Here is a 21,464-nt window from a genome sequence, read left to right as displayed (position 1 = left end):
CAGGCCGATTCGCTTGATCCCCGGTGGTGCCGCGACCTATGTGCCCAGAATTACTGGAGGATAGGATGCGCCTGACACGCCGTCACATGCTAGCCGGGCTTGCTTCGGCCACCGCGACGTCCGCATGGGCCGAGGCACCCAGCGGATCGATCCGCCCGCGGCCCCGCAACCCCGAGGAATACCTGGCACGATTGCCTGGTGGCGCGGATCTGGTGCGCAAGACGCGGCTTCCCGGGCAGGTGGGCTTTGCGGTCGCGAATGCCCGAACCGGAGAAATCCTGGACAGCCATGAACCCGATTTGCCGATGCCGCCGGCCTCGACCGCGAAGGCCCTGACCACCCTTTGGGCTCTGGACCGGCTTGGGGCGGACTATCGGTACGAGACGACTGCGGTCGCCACTGGCCCCGTCACGAATGGGCGGATCGAAGGCGATCTGATCCTTGCCGGTGGTGGCGATCCGGTTCTGGACACGGACGACCTTGCCTCTGTCGTCATGGCGCTGAAGGCACAGGGCATCCGCGAGATCGGCGGCAAGGTGAAGGTCTATACCGGTGCCCTGCCATTCCTGCACGAGATCGACGTCGAACAGCCCGATCATGTGGGCTATAACCCGGCGATCTGCGGACTGAACCTGAACTTCAATCGCGTTCACTTCGGGTGGGAGCGGTCGGGAAACAGCTATTCCGTGACTATGGACGGCCGGTCGGGCAACTATATCCCCGCCGTCGAGATGGCCCGCATGGAGGTAATCGACCGGTCCGGCCCCGTCTACACGTACGAGCAAAGCGACCGGACCGATAGCTGGACCGTGGCGCGCGCGGCCCTGGGCAGCGGCGGGTCGCGGTGGCTTCCGGTGCGCTATCCCGGCCTTTACGCGGGCGAGGTGTTCCAGACCGTCGCCCGGGCCGAGGGGATCATGACCGCAGGACCCGTCGAACGGGCCGACGCGGTGGAGGGGGTCGTTCTGCATACCCACCGCAGCGACGTCCTTCCGCCATTGCTTGAGGATATGCTGCGCTATTCGACGAATATCACGGCCGAGATCATGGGCCTGACCGCCTCTCAAACGCTGGGGCCGGTCAGAACCTTGCAGGGCTCGGCCGACCGGATGAACGCGTGGCTGAAGAAGACATATGGCCTGCGAACCGTCTCGCTGGAGGATCATTCCGGGCTGGGCGACGACAGCCGCATCACCGCCACCGACATGGTGCGGGCCATGGTGGGCAGCGGTCCGGGCGGGGCGCTGCGGCCGCTGATGAAGGAGTTCGCGCTGGACGACAGGCGGTTTCAGGTCGACGCCAAGACCGGGACGTTGAACTTCGTGAGCGCGCTGACCGGGTACGTCAGCGGCCCTTCGGGCGATCCGCTTGCCTTCGCGATCTTCTGCGGGGATATCCCGCGCCGCGATGCGCTGACCATGGCCCAGCGCGAGCGCCCCGAAGGCGGGCGTGGCTGGATCGCGGTGGCCAAAGGCCTTCAGCGCAATCTGCTGGAGCTTTGGGGCAAGAAGTACCTGCTTTAGGCGTCAGATCGTCATGTGCCGCGCCCGCGCGGCCCGTTCGATCGCGGCGGCGTTGAGGCGGGGGATATCCAGTTCCCACCGGATTTCGTCCAGCAAGCGGATCTCCGACTCGCCCAGGCTTCCGTCTGCGGCCGCGACGTCGCAGGCCAAGGCATAGGCCGTTTCGAACAGGCGTTCGGGCAAGTTGTCGCGGATCAGACCGAACAGCGCGTCCAGCCCGTCCTCTTCGAAGAACAGGTCGAACACGATCTGCGACACGGTCCGTATGCGGTCCTGGTCGAAATTCGCGAAGACCGGCAGGTGGTTCACGATCCGCTCGATCGTCACCAGTTCGGTGGTGCGCAGGTTCTCGTCCGAGGCGGACACCGCGACCATGACGGCCACGAGACAATCCTGCGGGCTGAGCGAGTGGGAGAAATCGTTCATTTATGGCATTCCATCAGGCGCATCCGCACGTGCGCAGGTGCGACGATAATTGACGCAGGGCGGCCCCGGCAATAGGGAGACCCGCGTTCGACCAAGGAGAAACCGATGACCGACCTGCGTGACATTGCGATGACTTCGAAGGCGTGGCCGTTCGAGGAAGCGCGCAAGCTGGTCAAACGGTTCGAGAAACAGCCCCCCGCAAAGGGTCATGTCCTGTTCGAGACCGGCTATGGCCCCAGTGGCCTGCCGCATATCGGAACATTCGGCGAGGTAGCGCGCACCACGATGGTCCGCCGCGCGTTCGAGGTGATCTCGGACATCCCCACAAGGCTGATCTGCTTTTCGGACGATCTGGACGGGATGCGCAAGATTCCCGGCACGCTGCCCAACGCAGACACGCTGCGCGAGCATCTGCAAAAGCCGCTGACCGAGGTGCCCGATCCGTTCGGCACCCATGACAGCTTCGGTCACCACAACAACGCGATGCTGCGCCGTTTCCTCGACACGTTCGGGTTCGAGTACGAGTTCATCTCGGCCACGGAATTCTATCGCTCGGGCCGGTTCGACGAGACGTTGCTCCGTGCGGCCGAACGGTATGACGATATCATGGCCGTCATGCTGAAAAGCCTGCGCGAGGAACGCCAGCAGACTTATTCGATCTTCCTGCCGATCCACCCGGAGACGGGTCGGGTCCTTTATGTGCCGATGAAACATGTCGATGCGGCCGAGGGCACCGTGACCTTCGACGACGAGGACGGGCGCGAATGGACCCTGCCGGTGACCGGGGGCAACGTGAAGCTGCAGTGGAAGCCCGACTTCGCCGCGCGCTGGGCCGCCCTGGGTGTGGATTTCGAGATCTACGGCAAGGACCACGCCGCCAACACGCCGATCTACGACTCGATTTGCGAGATCCTCGGGACCCGGGCGCCCGAGCATTATGTCTACGAGCTGTTCCTGGATGCGAACGGGCAGAAGATCTCCAAGACCTCCGGCAACGGGATCTCGATCGACGAATGGCTGACCTATGCCTCGACCGAGTCGCTTTCTTATTTCATGTACCAGAAACCCCGCACCGCCAAGCGGATGCATTTCGACGTGATCCCCAAGGCGGTGGACGAGTATCACCAGCAGTTGCGCGCCTATCCCGACCAAACCCCGGACCAGCAGCTGTCAAACCCGGTCTATCATATCCATGCCCCGAACCCGGTGACGCGGTCGGACATGGTCGTACCCTTCGCGATGCTTCTGAACCTGGCCAGCGTGTCCGGCGCGGAAGAGAAAGGGGCCTTGTGGGGCTTCATTCAGCGCTATGCGCCCGACGCCTCCCCCGAGGATAACCCGCAGCTCGATCAGGCGGCGGGGTATGCGGTGCGGTATTACAATGACTTCGTGAAGCCGCAGAAGACCTACCGTCTTCCGACTGAAGCCGAGCGTGCCGCGATTGCCGATCTGCGCGAAAGGCTTGTCGCGTGGGAGGGCGGACTGGATGCCGAGGCGCTGCAATCCGAAGTTTTCGCGGTCGGCAAGGCCCACGCGTTCGAGCCGTTGCGCGATTGGTTCAAGGCACTTTACGAGGTGCTTCTGGGCCAAAGCCAGGGTCCGCGCTTCGGCGGTTTCATCGCGCTTTACGGGGTGGAGGAGACTGTCGCCCTGATAGACCGTGCGCTTGCGGGTGAGCTCGCGGCCTGAGGCCAAAGGTCACGCAAAGGAAACTTCGCACGGGGTGAGGCGTGTCTTAGGGTGATCTGACAGGAGGGTTGCCCATGAGACATATTACCTTCGCCGCCGCGCTGACCCTGGCTGCGGTTCCGTCCCACGCGCAGCAGGCCCAGATTGAGGGCGTGATCTCGGACCAGCTGGATGCATTCATGGCCGACGATTTCGGTCGCGCGTTCAGCTATGCCTCGCCATCGATCCAGGGGATGTTCCAGACACCCGAGAATTTCGGGCGGATGGTTCGCAACGGTTACCCCATGGTCTACCGCCCGGACGAAGTCGAGTATCTGGGCGTCGAGGACATGGGCGGCATCCTGCGTCAACGGGTCTTGATCCGCGATGCCGGTGGCGCGTTTCACACGCTGGAATACGACATGATCCAGGGCGAGGCCGGATGGAAGATCAACGGTGTGCGTCTGGTCACTGCCCCCCAGGTCGGCGCCTAGGCCAAAGGCTTAGAAGGCCAGCCAAACCCCGACGTCGATCCTTGAGGGAAGATCACCTCCGGGGTCGACTGTGTATCCCACGGTGGCATGGGTGCCCTTCGCAAGTTCGACTGCGACCGTCGGCGCAACTGTGGTGAAACTTTCTGGCTCCGCCTCGATGCGATCGACGATGTCATGCTCGATATCAACGAAGAGCTTTACCCTTTCGGTCGGAGAGACACCCGTGGTCAGCTTCGCCTCGGTCTCGGTGCGGAGTTGATCCAGGGTGGTGCGGCGTCCGACCCGAAGGTCCGCCCATGCGGCGCCCACGGGCGTCGAAAACCCGCGGCCCACCATGACTGCGGCCCCGAAGCTGAGCCTGTCGCCCATGACCGGCCATGTCACGGGGCGCGTATCGAACTCGTATCCCACATTGAATTCGGTCGATATCTGTGTCGCGCTCTCGGGACGAAGGGCGAAACGCGAGAACAGCTCGACCGCGCCTGTCCGCAGGGCGTAGCGGTCGGCAGACAGGCCCAAGGTCAGTCGCGGCGTCGCCCCGTATTCCGAATAGATCGCATAAGACGTTTCTGCCCCGTCAGAGCTTCCGACCTTCAAGGACAGAAACGCCTCGCCTTGTTCGCGGGGCCATGCGCCGGCGACCAGGTGCGTCGGCAATAAAAGGGCGACAAGCGCATATGCGAGGGACCGTGTCATGCCCGGAACTCTGGCATGACACGGTTAAAGGCCAGTTAAGCCTAATCACCCGCCTTTCTTGCGCCGCTTGACGTTGCCGCCGCGCTGTCCGGGCCGTCCGGCGGTGGACCGCCCACTTCCCTTGCTCGACGCACCGACGGCTGCATCGACCGCGGATTGACGGGCCAGCGGGTCGTCGGACACGGCCAAATCCACCGCTTCCAGGCGCTTGACTTCGTCTCGCAACCGGGCGGCTTCCTCGAATTCGAGGTTTTCGGCCGCCTTGCGCATATCGGTCTTCAACCCTTCCAGCACCGCCTGCAGGTTCGACCCGCCCCGTTTGTCGTCGATCTTTGCCGTGACGCGGTTCATGTCCACATCGCCTTTGTAGAGGCCTGACAGGATGTCATCGACGTTCTTCTTGATCGTCGCGGGGGTGATGCCGTTCGCCTCGTTATAGGCGATCTGCTTTTCGCGCCGGCGATCGGTTTCACGCATCGCCCGCTCCATAGAGCCGGTGATCCGGTCGGCGTACATGATGACGCGCCCTTCCGAGTTTCGAGCGGCCCGGCCGATGGTCTGGATCAGCGACGTCTCTGACCGAAGGAACCCTTCCTTGTCGGCATCGAGAATCGCCACCAGCCCGCATTCGGGAATATCCAGCCCCTCGCGCAGCAGGTTGATGCCCACCAGCACGTCGAAGGCACCCAAGCGCAGGTCGCGCAGGATCTCGATCCGCTCGATCGTGTCGATGTCGCTGTGCATGTAGCGGACCTTGATGCCCTGCTCGTGCAGGTACTCCGTCAGGTCCTCGGCCATGCGCTTGGTCAGAACGGTGGCAAGCGTGCGATAGCCTGCCTGACTGACGCGCCGGATCTCGTCCAGCAGGTCGTCGACCTGCATTTCCACCGGGCGGATCTCGACCTGTGGATCAATCAACCCGGTGGGGCGGATGACCTGTTCGGTAAAGACGCCGCCCGATTGCTCCAGCTCCCACGCGGCGGGGGTGGCGCTGACGAAGACCGACTGGGGCCGCATCGCGTCCCATTCCTCGAACTTCAGCGGCCGGTTGTCCATGCAAGAGGGCAGGCGGAACCCGTGTTCGGCCAGCGTCATCTTGCGTCGGAAGTCGCCCTTGTACATCCCGCCGATTTGAGGGACCGAAACGTGGCTTTCGTCGGCGAAGACGATGGCGTTGTCGGGGATGAACTCGAACAGGGTCGGGGGCGGCTCGCCCGGGGCACGTCCCGTCAGATAGCGCGAGTAGTTCTCGATCCCGTTGCAGACGCCGGTGGCCTCCAGCATCTCGATGTCGAAATTTGTGCGTTGCTCCAGACGCTGGGCTTCCAGGAGCTTACCGTCGCCGACGAGCTGGTCCAGCCGGGTCCGCAGCTCTTTTTTGATGCTGTTGACGGCCTGCTTCATCGTCGGGCGCGGCGTGACGTAGTGCGAGTTGGCGTAGATGCGGACGCGCTCGAAGCTGTCCACCTTCTCACCCGTAAGTGGGTCGAACTCGATGATCGCTTCCAGCTCTTCGCCGAAGAAGGACAGTCTCCAGGCCCGGTCTTCGAGGTGGGCCGGCCAGACTTCGACCACGTCGCCGCGCACCCGGAAGCTGCCGCGCTGGAACGCCTGGTCATTGCGCCGATACTGCTGCGCGACAAGGTCCGCCATGACCTTGCGCTGATCGTATTCGCGGCCCGTGTGCAGGTCGACCGTCATCGCGCCGTAGGTCTCGACAGACCCAATGCCATAGATGCACGAGACCGAGGCGACGATGATGACGTCGTCCCGCTCCAGCAGTGCCCGCGTGGCCGAGTGGCGCATCCGGTCGATCTGCTCGTTGATCTGCGATTCCTTCTCGATGAAGGTATCCGACCGCGGCACGTAGGCCTCGGGCTGGTAATAGTCGTAGTAGCTGACGAAATATTCGACCGCGTTGTCGGGGAAGAACCCCTTGAACTCTCCATAAAGCTGCGCCGCAAGGGTCTTGTTTGGCGCAAGGATGATCGCTGGACGCTGCGTCTCCTCGATAATCTTGGCCATTGTGAATGTCTTGCCGGTGCCGGTAGCGCCCAGAAGCACCTGATCCCGTTCGCCATTCCGCACGCCTTGCGATAGCTCCGCGATCGCCGTGGGCTGATCCCCGGCGGGCTGGAATTCGCTGTTCATACGGAACGCGATGCCGCCCTCCAGCTTCTCGCGCGCCTTGACGTCCGGAGCCGGGGCGTGAAGAAGTTCGGGCATTTGATCGGGGCGGTTATTGTGCATCGGAACCTCGGTGACGTCGAAACCAAGATGTTCACCGGGGCCAAGACTTCAAGGCTGCGACGCGCGGACATCGCTCATCGCAGGAAATGCAACCTCAAGTAGAAAAACGAGTTGCCTTGTCCCGTCGTATGATCGTAGCATGCACATGCTAGCAAGCAGACCCTGCGGTCGGACCGGTTCCCCCATGTTGTTTCATGCCGGTCCGACCCATCCTTGTGTTTTGCCCGATATTTCATGTATAGTTCTTCGTGAGTTCAGGGAGCTGCACCTATGACCGCACGGATCTATCAACCGTCAAAAACTGCCATGTCTTCGGGGATGGCGAAGACCAAGGCATGGGTCCTGGAATTCACCGCCGACGAACCCAGGCGTATCGATCCGCTGATGGGATGGACGTCATCGAAGGATACGCAGGCTCAGGTGCAACTTCGCTTTGCCACCAAGGAAGAAGCGATTGATTATGCCGAGGCGAACGGCATTGACGCCGTCGTGACCCTTCCCAAGAAGCGCAGTGCGAATGTCCGGCCCGGCGGCTATGGAGAGAACTTCGCAACGAGCCGCCGCGGGGCATGGACTCATTGAAGGTTTTGTAGATTCCGCTAAAGTTCCTTCGGAATCCGGGCTGAGACCGCGCGGTGGACGCCTTGAATCTGTATCTTGCGTTGCGCTCGGTGTCCGGTTCAAGATATAGAATCCGTCGTAATGAAGGGTAGCCCATTGCCGGGACGGCGCAGAACGAGGCGAACCTGACGGCGTTGGACGCTGATGCGCTATCCGATCGGCCGCTGAAGGCCATGAAAGGCGGCGCGGCAGCGCCGCTTCTGCATAGCCCTCGCGGCGGGGAAGGGGGCGGATACCGTGGCCGTCGACGAGCGCAAGCGTTTCGCGGCGATCTACCCGCGCGGAACTTCCTCCACCGCGGCAAGCAATAGGCCCTGGCCATCACCAGCGAGGAACACGAAGACGCCCGCGACATCGCCAAGACCGAGTAATACGACGTCTCCGTGAAGCTTGAGAAGAAGGTCGAGATGCTGTTCGCGCATCGCAAGCGCATCCCCGGTCTCGGAAGGCTGCGACTAAGGGGACCATGCGGCGCGAAAGATGAATTCCTCCTCGCGGCAACGGCCAGAACCTCACGAAACTGGCGAAGATCATTCCCGCACCGCACAAAGCCTAACACGGAAGGTGCGCGTGCATTTGCCAGCCGCCGATTTTTGGGTTCGCCAAAGGGCGCTTTTCCACAGGATGGGCGGAAAGCTGCCATTCGCCGCGCATTGCGCGAATGGCAGCTTCCAAGGTTAGCTTGCGTCCTTGAACTCGGCGTATTCGCCGCGGACCTGAACGGTCACTGTGGACGTCGCGTCGTCGCGGTTGCGCCAGAACCAGCCGTGCTCACCGTCGAATTCAGCGACGATTTCGCCTTCTTCGCCGGTTGAGCCACGGCCCTTCTCGTAGGTCACCGACTGGCCGCCGCCATGGCCGTGGAGATCAAAGTTCACCCGGCCGCCCTCGACCAGCATGCGGTATTGGGCGGTCTGGCCCTCCTCCATCACGAGCTTCCATTCCGCCGTGTCGCCCGGCTCGAGCGTGAACGTGGTCTCGTCGCGCCAGGCATCGGCGTCCTGCGCGTGCGCGGAACCCACGAAGAGGCCGAAGACGTCGTTCAGGAGGCTCGATTGCTCGCCGGCCGCCTGGTCCATCTGCCGGTCGGCCTCGGCTTCTTCGGCGAGCTGGGCCTTGAGCTCGCCCATCTCGGTCAGGCCGAGCACCCCGCCGATCCGGGTCGGATCGATGCCGTATTCCGCGGGCAGGACCACCGTCACGAGGATCGCCACGGCGGAGACCCCGGCAATGATTGTGGAGCGAGTAAGTTGGGCCGAGCTCGGCAATTCGTCGAGGCTGGGCTTCTGTGCGTTGAACATGGTTGGATATCTCCCTTTACGCGGCCACGAAGAGGCCGGTGATCTGGTAGCCCATGAGAATGAAGCCCATGGACATCATGATGACGTTGGCGGTGTAGGCTTGGCGGAAGAAGTTCGGGGACTTCCGCCAGAAGCCCATGACGATAAGGATCACGGCAAGCGCTACGAGTTGGCCGAGTTCGACGCCGACGTTGAACGCCAGCAGGTTGGGCAGGAGCCCGTCCGAGGCGATGTCGTAGTCGAGGATCTTGGTTGCGAGACCCGTGCCGTGGAAGAAGCCGAAGATCAGCGTCGCGGCCTTGGTGTTCGGCTGGACCCCGAACCAGCGCTGGTAGGCGCCGAGATTGTCGAGGGCCTTGTAGACGACCGACAGGCCGATGATCGCGTCGATGACGTAGGCGTTGATGCCCCAGCCGAACCAGACGCCGAGCAGCATCGTGGTCGAGTGGCCGATGGCGAAGAGGCTCACGTAGATGCCGACATCCTTCATCCGGTAGAGGAAGAACACAACGCCGAGCAGGAACAGGATGTGGTCGTATCCGGTCACCATATGCTTGGCACCGAGATACAGGAAGGGGATGATGTTCACCCCCCAGATCTCCTGGATATAGCCCGCGTCACCCTCGGTGACGTTGTGGGCCAAGGCGTGCCCGGCGCTCAGCAGGAGCGCGGACAACGTGAACAGGGACAGGACGGCAAGCCGGCGTGCGCCGGGATCGCCCCATCCCCGATGGAATGTGGTCATGGATGGTCTCCGCATGGACTTGCTTGATCGATAAGTTTGCTCCAGGAGGGAGCGCCCTCGATCAGGCGCGCGGAGGTCGCTCGATGCGGAACTTGGTCGAAGGGCCGGCCAGTGCCGGCCTGAGCCGCCATGCAGTCCTGTAGCCCTCGAATGGCTGTGAAAGGAAACCACGCGTCAGGACGGCCTGGCTGTGGTCGTGATCGGCGCTGTCGTGGCTATGCCCGTGCATCGCCCATGCGAGATCCTCCTCGAGCCCGTGGGAATGACCGTGTTCGGCGATCATCTCCATGTGCTCCTGGAGCGTCTCGAAGATCACGGGGGCATGGGACGTCGCGGGCATGACAGACCAGACGAGGATTGCGAGGCATAGAAGCGCGGCGAGAGCGCGCTGCCCAACTGTACAGATCGTGGTCATCGGTTGCCTGCTCCGTCGCCTCGCATGCAGCGTGTTGCCCGCTGTCTTGCTCTATCCCCCCTTGGAGGATACGCAATGCCTATGTCAGAACCGCATATCCACGCAAGCCACCCGGCCCTGATCGCCCGGCTGAAACGTGCCGACGGGCACCTGCGGGCGGTCATCGAAATGATCGAGACCGGCAAGCCGTGCCTGGACATCGCGCAACAGCTTCAGGCGGTTGAAAAGGCCGTGACGAACGCCAAGCGAGCGCTGATCCACGACCACGTCGATCACTGCCTCGACACTGAAGGCTCGGAAACCGATCGCGCCGAACTCAAGGCGATCTCGCGTTACCTCTGAGGGCATCATGCTGGCCATTCTCGGCGGCCGCACCTACCGGCACCTGTTTCTCGCGCAGGTCGTCGCACTGCTCGGGACCGGTCTCGCGACAGTCGCGCTCGGGCTTCTGGCCTACGATCTTGCGGGGGACCGCGCCGGGCTCGTTCTCGGCGCCGTCTTCACGATCAAGATGGTGGCCTATGTGGGCATCGCGCCGATCGCCGGGGCGTTCGCCGACCGGGTGAACCGCCGCGTGCTGCTGGTGACGCTGGACGTGGTCCGCGCTGGTGCGGCGCTGTGCCTGCCCTTCGTGAGCGAGTTCTGGCAGGTCTACGTCCTGATCTTCCTGCTGCAATCGGCCTCGGCCGCCTTCACCCCGACCTTCCAGGCGACGATCCCGGACGTGCTGCCCGAGGAAAATCGCTATACTCGCGCGCTGACGCTCTCCCGGCTGGCATACGGCCTCGAGAACATCGTCAGCCCGACGCTCGCGGGGCTGCTGCTGGCGGTGATGTCCTACAAGGCGCTGTTCCTTGGCACCGTCGCGGGCTTAGTCGCTTCCGGCGTTCTGGTCGTCTCGGTCCTGCTGCCAAGCCCGCAGCCGTCCGAACCGCGCGGCATCTACGACCGCTCCAGCCACGGCATCCGCATCTACCTTGCTACGCCGCGCCTGCGCGGGCTGCTGGCGCTGAACCTTGCCGCCGCGGCGGGCGGGGCGATGGTGCTGGTCAATACCGTGGTGCCGGTGCGCGGCGAGCTGGGGTTGGGCGAAAGCGCGCTGGCCTGGACGATGGGGATCTTCGGCGCGGGGTCTATGCTTGGGACTGCTGGCCGTGCTCGGCATCGGCGCGGCCCTGCGCCTCTGGCTCGCGGGGGACCCGGAAACGCTGTCGCACCGGCACGACGACCTGCCGCGCGACCACCCGCACCTCTCCGAACACGGGGGGACACATCGGCACGCCCACGCGCTGGTGATCGACCGGCTGCATCCGGAATGGCCAGGCGGATAGCACTGCGACGACCAGGCCGCATGCGCTTTGGCGAACCGGACATGGACCTTTTTCCAAACGAGCGGCGGCTTAGGGCCGAAAGCGACGACCGGCGACGGCCCAGGCGATTTTCTCCGCTGCGCCGTCGCAAGTCCGCGTTGAGCCCTTTTTTGTCGGATGCTGCGGAGCGTACGAATGTCGGCGTCGGTTGATCGCGCCGCGGGCGCGGCATGATGTTCCGTCTCGATCTACACCGGGTCGACGGAGGGTTCTCAAATCCAGTGAGACCGCAACTGCAACGGCTGAACCGTTCCGTATGCGCGCGCCCCAAAGGATGGTCCACGATGGTTATAGTCTCTAGCTGTGAAGCGTGCTACTGTCTTTTGACAGGGAGGCAGAGATGCTCGACGATGCGCAGGAAACTTGGCACCCGGGCAGCTTCACCAAGAATTTCGGCTGGGGATCGGAGCGCAACGGTCTCTCGGCTCTACACCGTGCGATCTGCGTTGGCTTCGGTTCGGACCGCCACGATGTGCCCCGCAACGTGTTTCGCGAGCGTCTCGAGCGGGCAGGGATTAACTTCTTCATCCCGGCGAACTTTTTCCTCTACAACGTCAATGCGAACGGCAGTGGCAAAGCCGAGGATCGCATCGCGTTCGACGAACTAGTGTTCCAAGCGACGGCCTTCGAGCATTCACTTGATTTCGACCGGCTCGCCCTGCTTGCGTTCAACCTCTCGCTCGTTGGATCATGGCATGGGTCAAAGAGTTGGCAGCGTAGGCCTGCGCTCTGGTCGAACCGATACATCGTCGAGCGCCTTCGGCACGCACATCGGTGGGACGTCTCGAAAGTCGACGCCGACGACATTCAGGCGTTCTTGGAGGGCGACGCCCGCTACCGCGGGCGCACGACGCGCAAGCACTCGACCAATCTCGCGTATCTCTACCGCCTTGGCGGGCTCCACGATGTAGTGTCGAGCCGCATCGAGCGCTGGTGGATGAACGCAACCTTCCTCGCAGCCGATCGATTCAGCCGGGCCGGTATCGCACGGCGCGTGACGTTGCCGTCGCTGCACGAGGCCTTTGCCGAGTTCGGCTTCCTCGACCTAACAGGCGGCCCGTCGGTCGAAAAGCGCTACGCCCTTGAACGTGCGCTCGAGGTGTTCGTTTCGGTCCATGGAGCGGGCCGGTTCGCTGCGTCCGAGAACGCGCTGTCCACGGGAAGAACGAACGATCCGCGACCCTTCGGCATCGTCGACAAGAAGCTGCCCCGTGCGCCTAAGGCGCTCCCGCCCGGCGTTGATGCAAGCTTCGACGTCCTGGACGCATCGTTCAGTCATCTCGACTACGACGCCATGCAGTGCTTCGAGCCGGATGCATTTGTACGGGACGCATCACTTCGGGCGCTGAGCCGTCTACGGGACCTTCAGATCGCACCGACGATGACGTCGGACGAAATAACGGCGTTGACGAGGGACTGATTGCCAGCACTTTCCGCCTGCTTCGACACCTCGGCGCTTATTGATCTGCTTGGTCAGGAAACGCCGCGTCATGCCGCCGCACTTGCCGCATTCCAGCGCTACAAGACTACCGGGATGGTCTTTGTCACCGACGTGATTTTTGCGGAGGCCTCCATCGGCATGACCTCCGCTGTGGCGCTGCGGACGGCCCTGGACGAGCTAGGCATCGACCGACTTTCCTCGGATGACGATGAGGCGCTCTACCATGCTGGGCAGACGTATCTAGGCTACAAACGCGCGAAGGGCGAGGGAAAGAAGGACGGCGTGCTGCCTGACTTCATGATCGGCGCGCTTGCGCAGGCCCACGGTCTCGCGCTCGTCACCTTCAACGATAGGGACTTCGTCAATCGGTTCCCCGACCTCGAAGTCGTCGTGCCCGCCCTATGAGTAGCGGGCATTAGCCTTGAGGCTGCTCACTGAGTACCACCAAACGGTGCGAGCGGGCGTTCGTGCATGGCGCGGCGAAAGGCCACTCTATCCCGCAAAGTGTGAGTTCGAGGCCGCCTTGATCTTGCGATCGCAGCGAACGGCCGGTTCGGCGGACTGCGCTGCGGCATTGAGAACGACGGTGAATGGCAGGTAAGGGCCGTTCACTGCCTCCCATACTATCCCCGGCGATACTCAGGATCACATAGCTTGTGTGGAGTCGGTCACCGATGAGGATTTGAGGGCGCCGGGTGCGGAAGCAAGGCATGGGAAGGCCCAAGCCGCCAAAGGGCGGCAACTCTCTCTACACGTGGATCGAAATGAACTGGACTGGATATGCGTTCAGCGCTGACGCCTATCGGACGGCTGGCTCACGGAGTACCAAGCCGAGAACACCCTATGAATTTTACACGATGCCCCAGCAATCCAATTGCGCTGCGCGGTGCTTGCCGCTTTGTATCCCGAGTACCCGTAATTTCATGCGTAGCGAACGGAATGGTATCCAGAGTGCAGCGATCGGACTTTGCATGACCGCGCAATGAGAAGGGGGAACCCGCCTCCGATGGCCGTCTGCTTCGATGCGTTCGGCGCGCTGGTCGAGATCGCCGACCGCCGCGATCCGTATCGGACGCTCCTGCGGGCGCTCCCGCCGATGGCGCGGCGAGAGTGCGCGCGGCGCCTGATGCGCGAAGACCGTGCGACGCCGGACTGGCCGGTCCTGCTCGGGTGCGAGATCCCAGCGGACGTGCTTGCGCGGGTTGAAGCCGCCATACGCGATGAAGCCAACTCCATCCGCATGCGCCCGGGCTTCAGAGCTGCCTGGGCTGCACTACGGGCCAAGAACCTGAAGCTCGCGGTGTGCTCCAACCTGGCCGCTCCGTACGGACCGCCTCTCCGCGCAGCTCTCCCGGATGCGCCCGACGCCGTCGCGCTTTCGTACGAACTCGGAACTATCAAGCCCGAGCTTGCCCTCTACGCCGCTGTTGCTCGGATGCTTGCCCTCCCGCCCGATCGGATCGTCTTCGTCGGCGACAGCCGTGCGGCGGATATCGACGGCCCTCGCCGCGCCGGCATGCAAGCCATGCATGTCACGGACTTCGAGAGAGCGATGAGCGCTGGCGAAGAGCTGCTCCCGGAATACCGGTCCCGGGATACGTCCTGGTGACTGACAGCCGCATCGCCGACGGACTGGAATGATGAGCCAGGTCGAATCGGTCTCAGTAATCTGATCGCCTGACGGCCCTTCACAGGCCGCTTGGGCGTCTGGCATCCCCTCGCGGCAATATTCTTCAGCGATCTTTTGGGTTGCGAAACGTCGGTGCGTTCGGAGGGTGCGGCGTCGCACGCGAAATGCCGCGGCGTGCGAAAAACGTTCTCTTCCACCCCCAATCTCCCAATGTTTGCTGGCAGAAGCACCCAGGAAAACGCGTGCCAGCAGGGATTTTCGGCCGGGCCTCGAAGCCCGCCGAGCCGCTTGCGAAAAACAATAATAACAAGGCATTAGGAGGCGTGATCCAGGATAGAAAGGCTTGACGGACCTCGGGCGATCCGTCTCGGGTGGCTCTCGAGGCCCGGGGCAGCGTCCCTCGGGTGGAGCGAGGGATAACGATGGCCACCTACTTCACGACGCCCCGTATCGACGATGTAGATGCGAGCGAGGTCCATGTCGGAGACCGGGTCATTCGCCTCATCGAGGCTGATGATTTCCCGGGCTCCGGCCCGAGCGACAGGCGGGTCTTCGACATTGCGGTCGAGGGCGTGTGGACAGGTGAGCGTGTGGGCCGAGAGACGCGGCACTCCGCGTCTGACCTCCCGAGCTTCACGTCCGAGGACGGCACCACGGTGGTGGTCGTCAGCGATCAGATCGGCCTCACCTGGCCCGGATCGGAGGCAGGCGCCCTCCAGGTGTTCCTCCATCCCGACTGGCCGGGAAGCTATCACAGCGTGAATGTCTCGCCGAGGTTCTGGGACAAGGACCTCCTGCCGCTCGACGATATCAGGCTCAGGGCAGAGCTTCTTCCTGACGATCCGAGATCCATACCGGGCGTGCCCCGGTCCGGCTTCGAGACCTCCTGCCTACGCTGCTACGCTCCTACCGATCTGCGGTTCTCCTTCGGCCATGCCTGGCGACAGGGCGATGTCGTCTTCCGCATCGGGACGCAGGAGGTGATCGCGTTAGCCGAGGGTAACGGCATGACCAATGAGGACGGGAACTACTGCGCCGAGTGCGTTGGAGCCGGGTTCCAGATCGAACTGAAGGCTCCGGAGGGCCGAAGGTATGACGCGACCCGCAACCTGTCGCTCCGTGCCGGCGACGAGCTCCCGGCCCTGGCGAAGAGGTACCTTGAGCCCAAGAACCGCGTGGGAAGCGGCATCTGGCGTTATGGCCAAGAGGCATTCGAGTGGAGCCTCGTGACCGACCCAGCGGAATGCCTGGACCGTCTCGCCCGCGCCCGCGCGATCTTCACATCGTGGAAAGACCAGCGGTCGGGTTTCAGGCGCAGGAAGCCCCGATGACCGGTTGCATTCCAGATACCCCGCCCGCTGACCCGGCGGCGGCCAGCGTTTGCCAGCCAAAGATGCTTCTGCGCACGCCTGCGCTGCCAGGCGCGCTGCTCGATCTCCAAGGCCTCGCCGCGGCCAAAGGCGGAATGGGCGTGCCCATCCGGGTCGAAACGCATGACGGGGCGGCAGTCGCCGTAACCGACAGGCTCGTCCTGGGCTCCATAAGCAGGACGAAGCAGGAGGCCTCCCCCGGATGACCGATCAGCGCGATCGCACCGAGACGGATATCGAGCAGGGGCGCGTTCTTGTGCTCGCCGATCTGCATCTCGACATCTGGGTTCGCTCCGGGCTTGATCCGCTTGCCCTCATTCCTGCAGAGACCTGGTCGTCCCTCGACGCCCTGATCATTGCCGGCGACCTGTCGAACAATCCCCTCGGGTCATGGCCGGTCGACCTGCGGAAGATCGGCGCGCATATGCCGCTCGATCGGGTCCACCTGTTCCCGGGCAACCACGATTATTTTTCACACGCACTCGACGACGAAGCGATCATGGGGCGTGCCGCCGTGCGGGTGGGGGCCAACTTCGCCCAGAAGGCGCAGATCGTGGTCGGGCGCACGCGCTTTCTGTGTTGTACGCTCTGGACGGATTTTGAGCTCCTCGGCGATCCGGTTGCGGCCAAAGCGGCCGCGTACAGGGGCATGACCGACTACCGAAGCATCTTCATGACGATGGGCGACTTCCGCGTCCTGCGCCCGGACCACACGCTGGCCGTGCATCGCGATCACCGCGCCTGGCTGGAGAGTTCCCTGGCCGAAGCTTTCGACGGCGAGACGATCGTCGTGACGCATCACGCGCCTGTGCCGGATGGGGTCAGGCAGCCTGTCGACGAACTGGGGCCTGCCTTCGGCTCTGACCTCCGCGAGCTGATCGAAGCGCACCAGCCGCGTGCCTGGTACTTCGGCCATACCCACTGGCCGTTCCGTGGCCGCGTCGGACGGACGGAGGTGATCAACTTTTCGGTCGGCTATCCAAGCGAGGTCCCCGTCGAGGGCGCGGCCGCCTTCATGACCAGGGGATTGGTCACCTTGGGCCGCAATGGAGCACCGGCCGTAGCGGCCCCGGCTGCAGCTGGCGACGGAGGGGCTTCCGAATGACCATCCCTCCGTTCAACGCGCATTCTTCGGGGCTGCTGGAGGCCAGAGCATGAAGATCCTGTTCGTCAGCGACCTGCACCTGGATCACTGGGCCGACGCCGGACTCGATCCCCTGGCGGCCGTACCGCAATCGACCTGGGATCAGGTCGAGGCTCTCTTCATCGTCGGTGATCTCACCAACGCCCCGGAGGTGGGCTGGCCGCGAGTTTTCAATCATGTCGGCCGGTATGTCCCACTCGACCGCGTCACCGTCACCCCGGGCAACCACGATTATTACAAGTTTTGCCTCGACGGTGACGACCGGCTCGCCGCTATCGCGACCGAAGCGGGAGTGACCTTCGCCCAGAAGGCCGAGATCCTGCTCGGGGGATGTCGGATCTTGTGCTGCACCCTTTGGACCGACTTCGCCCTGACCGGCGAGCGCGAGACCGCCAGGGGCATGGCCATGTCCGAGGCGGGGGCGCAGATGAACGACTACCGCTACATCCGCATCGGCAACGAGGACTTCCGGCGCGCCACGCCAGCCGACACCGCGCGCGTCCATGCCGATCATCGGGCGTGGCTCGAGGACAGGCTGGCGCAGCCGTTCGACGGCCCGACGATCGTCGCTACGCATCATGCGCCCCATGCGGATTGCCTGGTGCCACCGCTGTCCCGCGTCGACGCAGCCTACGCCTCCGATCTCTCTGACCTGATCATGGCCCATGCACCCGCAGCCTGGATCTACGGGCATACGCACACGCCGAGGGCGTTCTCGGTCGGGCAGACCCGGCTCAGGAACGTCTCCCTCGGATATCCCTACCAGGTCCCCGATGCGGAGATTGCGACACAGCTGCTGCAGGGTCTGGCGGAGGTCGAGAATGGGCGGTTTGCCCTGACATCCACAGACGGTCGGAGCGTGGACCCCGAAGCGGAAACATGAGGCGAACCGGACACCGAGCGGAGGAAGGGAACGGCATGAAAGATCTGGAACATCTGCAGGCGGAGGTCGCGCAGCTTCGCGATGCGTTGGACGAGCGGGATGGTCGTCTGAGGTGGGCATCCATCGAACTCGCCCGGCTGCGCTCCGTCGAGCGCCAAGGGGGCGGTACAGCTGCCACGTGGCATCTGCTCGATGCCGTCGCCAAAGACAGAGACCTGACCCCCGGTCGGCTGAGGGACATCCTCACGGGGCATCTCGACCCGGACGGCGATGATCTGGCTCAGCTTGAGCTGGCCTTCACCGCGATGCCAGCGGACCGCCTGGCGATCCTTGCGGCCGAGATCGGGGTCGGGCTTGCCGGGATACGCGCCCGCCTCGCCGATCTCGGGAACGACCTGGCTGAGACGCCCGGACCTGAGTGAGTGGTGTGGAGATGATCATGTCCAACGAGATCAGTCTCCAGACGATCATCACGGCGGCCGTGCGTGCCTATCTCCATGGCGATCTTCCGGACATCGGCGATGACGAGCCGGTTCTGCCGACGCGGAGCGCCACGCCTGACGAGATCGTCGCTGCGCTTGCGGAGGCTGAACGACAGGACGATGCCGTGGCAGACACGGATCGCAGCGGTTCGTCTCCGGGATCTGCGCGGACCGAGCTCAGAGCTCCGCGCGCCAATCAACTGACTGCGGCCGAGATCATGGGCTGCATTGAGCGGGGCGAAGATCCATGGGCTGATGCGCATGACGAGGCCGCCGGTCCGGGTCCGGCTCCGCTCGACCAGCGCTTTCCGCGGCTGACCCGCGCCGCAGCCGGTCTCGCTGCCCCCGCCATTCGAGATGCTCTTGCCGATCAGGGCGGGATCATCCTGATCGAGGGGATCGACGAAGCCTTGTTCGCAACAACGAGGAAAATCGTCTGGGACTACGTCCTCCCCGCCTTGAGAGATGCTGACCCGCGGCTCGCTGATCGCATCCCCGCCATTGACCACGCACGCGCGCCGGAAAACCGCTCCCGGAAGCGTCTGTATCCCGAAGCAACCTTCGCCGCACTTGGCAGGCTCGAGACCTGCATCGTTCTGGGATCGCTGGATCATCTGCCTCCCGAGGCCGAGATGTTCGTCGCTGCGCGGACTCGCTTGCCCCCGATCGATGCCGAGATCGTCCTCGCGATGCTGAGGGCAAGCCACTCCCTGACCGGGCTGGTGGCAGACGATGCGATCCGCGACCGCCTCCCTCCGGATGCCGACCTCGCCCGATTGCCCCATCTCGCGATCATCGCAGCCTTCCGGGCGCCGACGACACTCTCGGTAGCCGACAGCCTTGCCAGGTTCGCCGCCCGCCTCCCTGCCTCTCCGGGTTCCGCCACGCGGATCACCCTCGATGACGTGGTGGGTCTGCCGGCCGAAACGCGCGCGCCGCTCGATCGCCTCGTTGCCGACGGGCGCGCCTGGCTGCGAGGCGAGGTCGCCTGGCGTGACGTGCCGCCGAGTGTCCTGCTCCACGGACGCCCCGGCACCGGCAAAACCCGCCTCGCCCACGCGGTGGCCGGGGAGCTCGGCTGTCCCGTGATCGCGACATCCTATGCCGGTTGGCAATCCGAAGGGGCCGGACACCTCGGGACAATGCTCGCGGCGATGCGCGCCAGCTTCGATGCGGCGCGGAATTCAGCGCCGTGTATCCTGTTTATCGACGAGCTGGACAGCTTTCCCGTGCGCCGGTCGGACCATCACAACGACCGGTACGACACGAAGATCGTCAACGGCTTGCTGGCCGAAATGAACCGCTTGCCGGGAATGGAAGGCGTGATCTTCATCGGCGCCACCAACGAACCGGCCGCCGTCGATCCTGCGATCCTGCGATCCGGGCGGCTCGACACCACGATCTGTGTGGCGCCGCCGGATCGGGCGGGGCTTGCGGACATCCTGACCTTCTACCTTCGGGGGGCCGAAATTCCGAAAACGGTCATCGAGAGCATCGCAGCCCAACTGTTGGGTCTGACGGGCGCCGATGCCGAGACCGTGGTGAAGCGCGCCCGATCCCTGGCGCGCATGTCTGAAACCAGCCTGTCCGAAACCCATCTTCGTGCCGCTGCCGACCAGGTGGCGCAGCCCGAGGACGCAGCCCGGCTCCGACGCATCGCCGTCCACGAAGCGGGCCACGCGGTCGTCGCCCGGGCACTCGGCATGGCGGTCGAGCGCGTGACCATCGGGATGTCGGGCGGCGAGACGCCGACCCGGGGCTTGCCCTACATGACCCCGGACAGCGCCAGGGATCGGCTCACGGTGATCATGTCGGGACGGGCCGCCGAGGAACTGATCCTTGGCGATGTGAGCTCGGGCAGCGGAACGAGTTCCGGCAGCGATCTCGCGAACGCGACGACTCTCGCGGCGCAAATGCACTACCAGTGGGGGTTCTCGAAGAGCCTCATTCGCATCCCGGACAGCGCTGTTGAGGACATCCTGCGGCTCCCCGCCCAGGACCGATGCGAGATCGATGACCTCCTCCAGGGCGCCGCGGCGCAGGCCAACAGGATCCTGAAAGACCGCCGGAGAGAAGTCGAAGCCCTGGCTGACCGACTGGTCGATGAGCGGGAGATCGACCTGGAAGCGGAAGAGGATGACAGGACGATCGAGGAAAAGACACGCGATGGATGTCATCCCCGGATAGATGCTCATGCCTCGCCACCCGTTATGCCGCTCATTGGAGATGCGACAGGACCGGATCCGTAGGAGGTCGGGATGTTGGAATTTCTCTACGTCTATTGCGGCATGGTTGCTGTAGCGGCGATCGTCTTGAGCGTGATCGGGCGCCGGAGTTTCCATAGCATAGAGGCGGAGGCCGCCCGCAACAGCTTTGCCGGACTTGGCGAAACCCTGCGGAGTCTGCGCCTTGATCGGGAGAGCAAATCGTCGCCGTGCCGCGGATCGCAGAAATCCCGATCATCCGTTGTTCCCAGCCGGGCGCATGTCACGAATCCTCGACCGGGTATGCCACAGGCGGTTTGGCCGTGGCCGGCGCCGTGATCAGATGAAAACGACGAGGAGCGACAACGGATAGCCAAGGGGGAAGACAGCCGGTCCGGCTCCACTCAGTCCCGGCCCTCCTGGTTCATTGCGCCATATTCAAGGTCGACGGATCGAAGCTGCTCATCTTTGCCCCGTTCGAGGCATGGGTCGATAGCAGCGCCGCGCGGCCTGCCAAAGCGGCCGCGATACAACGCGAGCGGGATGTCCTCGCCGATGTCCTGTCTTCCATGGCGGGCCGCTTCCCTTGGCGTGCATCGTGCTTCGGACTTGGTGTTCCACGCTGCTAGTCAATGGAGGTTTGCTCGGAACCGGTGGATTCCGCCGGTGTCAAAAACGGTTCTCTGATTGCGGCCATGTCAAGCGGGTGAGCGGTGTGTCCGTCAGGGGTCATGGTTCTCTCCGAGGTCGCGGGTGTCGCGCCTCACGATGGCGTTCGGTGGCGGATCGTCTCCAATGTCG

The 21,464-nt window shown here is 63.8% G+C and carries 21 protein-coding genes and 2 pseudogenes; 17 read left to right on the top strand and 6 right to left on the bottom strand.

Translation table 11 applies throughout. From position 1 onward, the window contains the following. The first annotated feature begins 65 nt into the window (after positions 1-65). Positions 66-1,523 (top strand): D-alanyl-D-alanine carboxypeptidase/D-alanyl-D-alanine endopeptidase, encoded by a 1,458-nt coding sequence (dacB, locus tag PAA8504_RS17625; protein ID WP_108895466.1) that lies wholly within the window; start codon positions 66-68, stop codon positions 1,521-1,523. Between the two features lie 3 nt (positions 1,524-1,526). Here the strand turns inward: dacB and PAA8504_RS17620 are convergent, their stop codons facing one another. Next, positions 1,527-1,949 carry a tellurite resistance TerB family protein gene (locus PAA8504_RS17620; RefSeq protein ID WP_108895465.1) on the bottom strand — a complete coding sequence of 141 codons (423 nt, stop codon included), beginning with the start codon at positions 1,947-1,949 and terminating at the stop codon, positions 1,527-1,529. 105 nt (positions 1,950-2,054) lie between these two features. Here PAA8504_RS17620 and PAA8504_RS17615 point away from each other — a divergent pair, with 105 nt between their 5' ends. Further along, the gene (locus tag PAA8504_RS17615; protein WP_108895464.1) at positions 2,055-3,638 is read left to right on the top strand and encodes a lysine--tRNA ligase; all 1,584 of its coding nucleotides are present in this window, start codon (positions 2,055-2,057) and stop codon (positions 3,636-3,638) included. Between the two features lie 74 nt (positions 3,639-3,712). Continuing rightward, the gene (locus tag PAA8504_RS17610) at positions 3,713-4,111 is read left to right on the top strand and encodes a DUF4864 domain-containing protein (RefSeq protein ID WP_108895463.1); all 399 of its coding nucleotides are present in this window, start codon (positions 3,713-3,715) and stop codon (positions 4,109-4,111) included. A 9-nt stretch (positions 4,112-4,120) separates the two neighbouring features. Here PAA8504_RS17610 and PAA8504_RS17605 read toward each other — a convergent pair whose 3' ends face one another. Both PAA8504_RS17605 and uvrB read right to left on the bottom strand, forming a co-directional pair. Continuing rightward, positions 4,121-4,807, bottom strand: a complete 687-nt coding sequence (locus PAA8504_RS17605) for a hypothetical protein (RefSeq protein ID WP_108895462.1) — start codon at positions 4,805-4,807, stop codon at positions 4,121-4,123. Between the two features lie 45 nt (positions 4,808-4,852). Then, a complete protein-coding gene (gene uvrB, locus PAA8504_RS17600) occupies positions 4,853-7,057 on the bottom strand; it encodes an excinuclease ABC subunit UvrB (protein WP_108895461.1) in 2,205 nt (734 codons plus the stop codon). A 270-nt stretch (positions 7,058-7,327) separates the two neighbouring features. Between uvrB and PAA8504_RS17595 the strand changes: the two genes are divergently transcribed. Both PAA8504_RS17595 and PAA8504_RS22305 read left to right on the top strand, forming a co-directional pair. Further along, on the top strand, positions 7,328-7,639 hold the full coding sequence (locus tag PAA8504_RS17595) for an ETC complex I subunit (RefSeq protein WP_108895460.1): 312 nt from the start codon (positions 7,328-7,330) through the stop codon (positions 7,637-7,639). A 374-nt stretch (positions 7,640-8,013) separates the two neighbouring features. Then, positions 8,014-8,234: pseudogene (locus PAA8504_RS22305) on the top strand (IS5/IS1182 family transposase); the annotation flags it as partial. Positions 8,235-8,355: 121 nt separating this feature from the next. Here PAA8504_RS22305 and PAA8504_RS17585 read toward each other — a convergent pair. From PAA8504_RS17585 to PAA8504_RS17575, 3 genes are all read right to left on the bottom strand, one after another. Continuing rightward, positions 8,356-8,979 (bottom strand): transmembrane anchor protein, encoded by a 624-nt coding sequence (locus PAA8504_RS17585; protein WP_108895459.1) that lies wholly within the window; start codon positions 8,977-8,979, stop codon positions 8,356-8,358. A gap of 16 nt (positions 8,980-8,995) precedes the next feature. After that, entirely contained in the window at positions 8,996-9,724 is a 729-nt protein-coding gene (locus PAA8504_RS17580; protein ID WP_108895458.1) for a HupE/UreJ family protein, read from the bottom strand. Between the two features lie 61 nt (positions 9,725-9,785). Next, positions 9,786-10,139, bottom strand: a complete 354-nt coding sequence (locus PAA8504_RS17575; RefSeq protein ID WP_108895457.1) for a hypothetical protein — start codon at positions 10,137-10,139, stop codon at positions 9,786-9,788. A gap of 81 nt (positions 10,140-10,220) precedes the next feature. Between PAA8504_RS17575 and PAA8504_RS17570 the strand changes: the two genes are divergently transcribed. The 12 genes and pseudogenes from PAA8504_RS17570 to PAA8504_RS21880 all read left to right on the top strand — a co-directional run bounded on the left by PAA8504_RS17570 (position 10,221) and on the right by PAA8504_RS21880 (position 21,002). Continuing rightward, positions 10,221-10,481, top strand: coding sequence for a metal-sensing transcriptional repressor (locus tag PAA8504_RS17570; RefSeq protein ID WP_108895456.1), 261 nt, complete (start codon positions 10,221-10,223; stop codon positions 10,479-10,481). 7 nt (positions 10,482-10,488) lie between these two features. Continuing rightward, positions 10,489-11,470, top strand: a pseudogene (locus PAA8504_RS17565) (MFS transporter). A gap of 379 nt (positions 11,471-11,849) precedes the next feature. Then, entirely contained in the window at positions 11,850-12,929 is a 1,080-nt protein-coding gene (locus PAA8504_RS17560) for a hypothetical protein (protein ID WP_108895455.1), read from the top strand. Then, positions 12,930-13,355: a type II toxin-antitoxin system VapC family toxin gene (locus PAA8504_RS17555; RefSeq protein WP_108895454.1), complete on the top strand. Its 426-nt coding sequence runs from the start codon at positions 12,930-12,932 to the stop codon at positions 13,353-13,355. 601 nt (positions 13,356-13,956) lie between these two features. Next, a complete protein-coding gene (locus tag PAA8504_RS17550) occupies positions 13,957-14,559 on the top strand; it encodes an HAD family hydrolase (protein ID WP_181375855.1) in 603 nt (200 codons plus the stop codon). 443 nt (positions 14,560-15,002) lie between these two features. Then, positions 15,003-15,911 carry a hypothetical protein gene (locus PAA8504_RS17545; RefSeq protein WP_108895452.1) on the top strand — a complete coding sequence of 303 codons (909 nt, stop codon included), beginning with the start codon at positions 15,003-15,005 and terminating at the stop codon, positions 15,909-15,911. Then, a complete protein-coding gene (locus PAA8504_RS17540; protein ID WP_108895451.1) occupies positions 15,908-16,156 on the top strand; it encodes a hypothetical protein in 249 nt (82 codons plus the stop codon). The genes PAA8504_RS17545 and PAA8504_RS17540 overlap by 4 nt, the downstream gene beginning before the upstream one ends. Further along, positions 16,153-17,055, top strand: coding sequence for a metallophosphoesterase (locus PAA8504_RS17535; RefSeq protein ID WP_108895450.1), 903 nt, complete (start codon positions 16,153-16,155; stop codon positions 17,053-17,055). Before PAA8504_RS17540 ends, PAA8504_RS17535 begins: the two co-directional genes overlap by 4 nt. Before the next feature lie 49 nt (positions 17,056-17,104). Further along, complete coding sequence (locus PAA8504_RS17530) at positions 17,105-17,977, top strand: metallophosphoesterase (protein WP_108895449.1); 873 nt, start codon at positions 17,105-17,107, stop codon at positions 17,975-17,977. A 35-nt stretch (positions 17,978-18,012) separates the two neighbouring features. After that, the gene (locus tag PAA8504_RS17525; protein WP_108895448.1) at positions 18,013-18,399 is read left to right on the top strand and encodes a hypothetical protein; all 387 of its coding nucleotides are present in this window, start codon (positions 18,013-18,015) and stop codon (positions 18,397-18,399) included. Positions 18,400-18,416: 17 nt separating this feature from the next. After that, on the top strand, positions 18,417-20,708 hold the full coding sequence (locus tag PAA8504_RS17520) for an AAA family ATPase (protein ID WP_181375854.1): 2,292 nt from the start codon (positions 18,417-18,419) through the stop codon (positions 20,706-20,708). Between the two features lie 9 nt (positions 20,709-20,717). After that, a complete protein-coding gene (locus PAA8504_RS21880) occupies positions 20,718-21,002 on the top strand; it encodes a hypothetical protein (protein WP_146190523.1) in 285 nt (94 codons plus the stop codon). Positions 21,003-21,464: the final 462 nt, after the last annotated feature.

Origin of the sequence: Palleronia abyssalis (genome assembly GCF_900302445.1) — a bacterium.
In the GTDB taxonomy this organism is placed as follows: domain Bacteria; phylum Pseudomonadota; class Alphaproteobacteria; order Rhodobacterales; family Rhodobacteraceae; genus Palleronia; species Palleronia abyssalis.
Note: the sequence above shows the minus strand (reverse complement) of the source record. Positions and strands in the feature narration are given on the sequence as shown.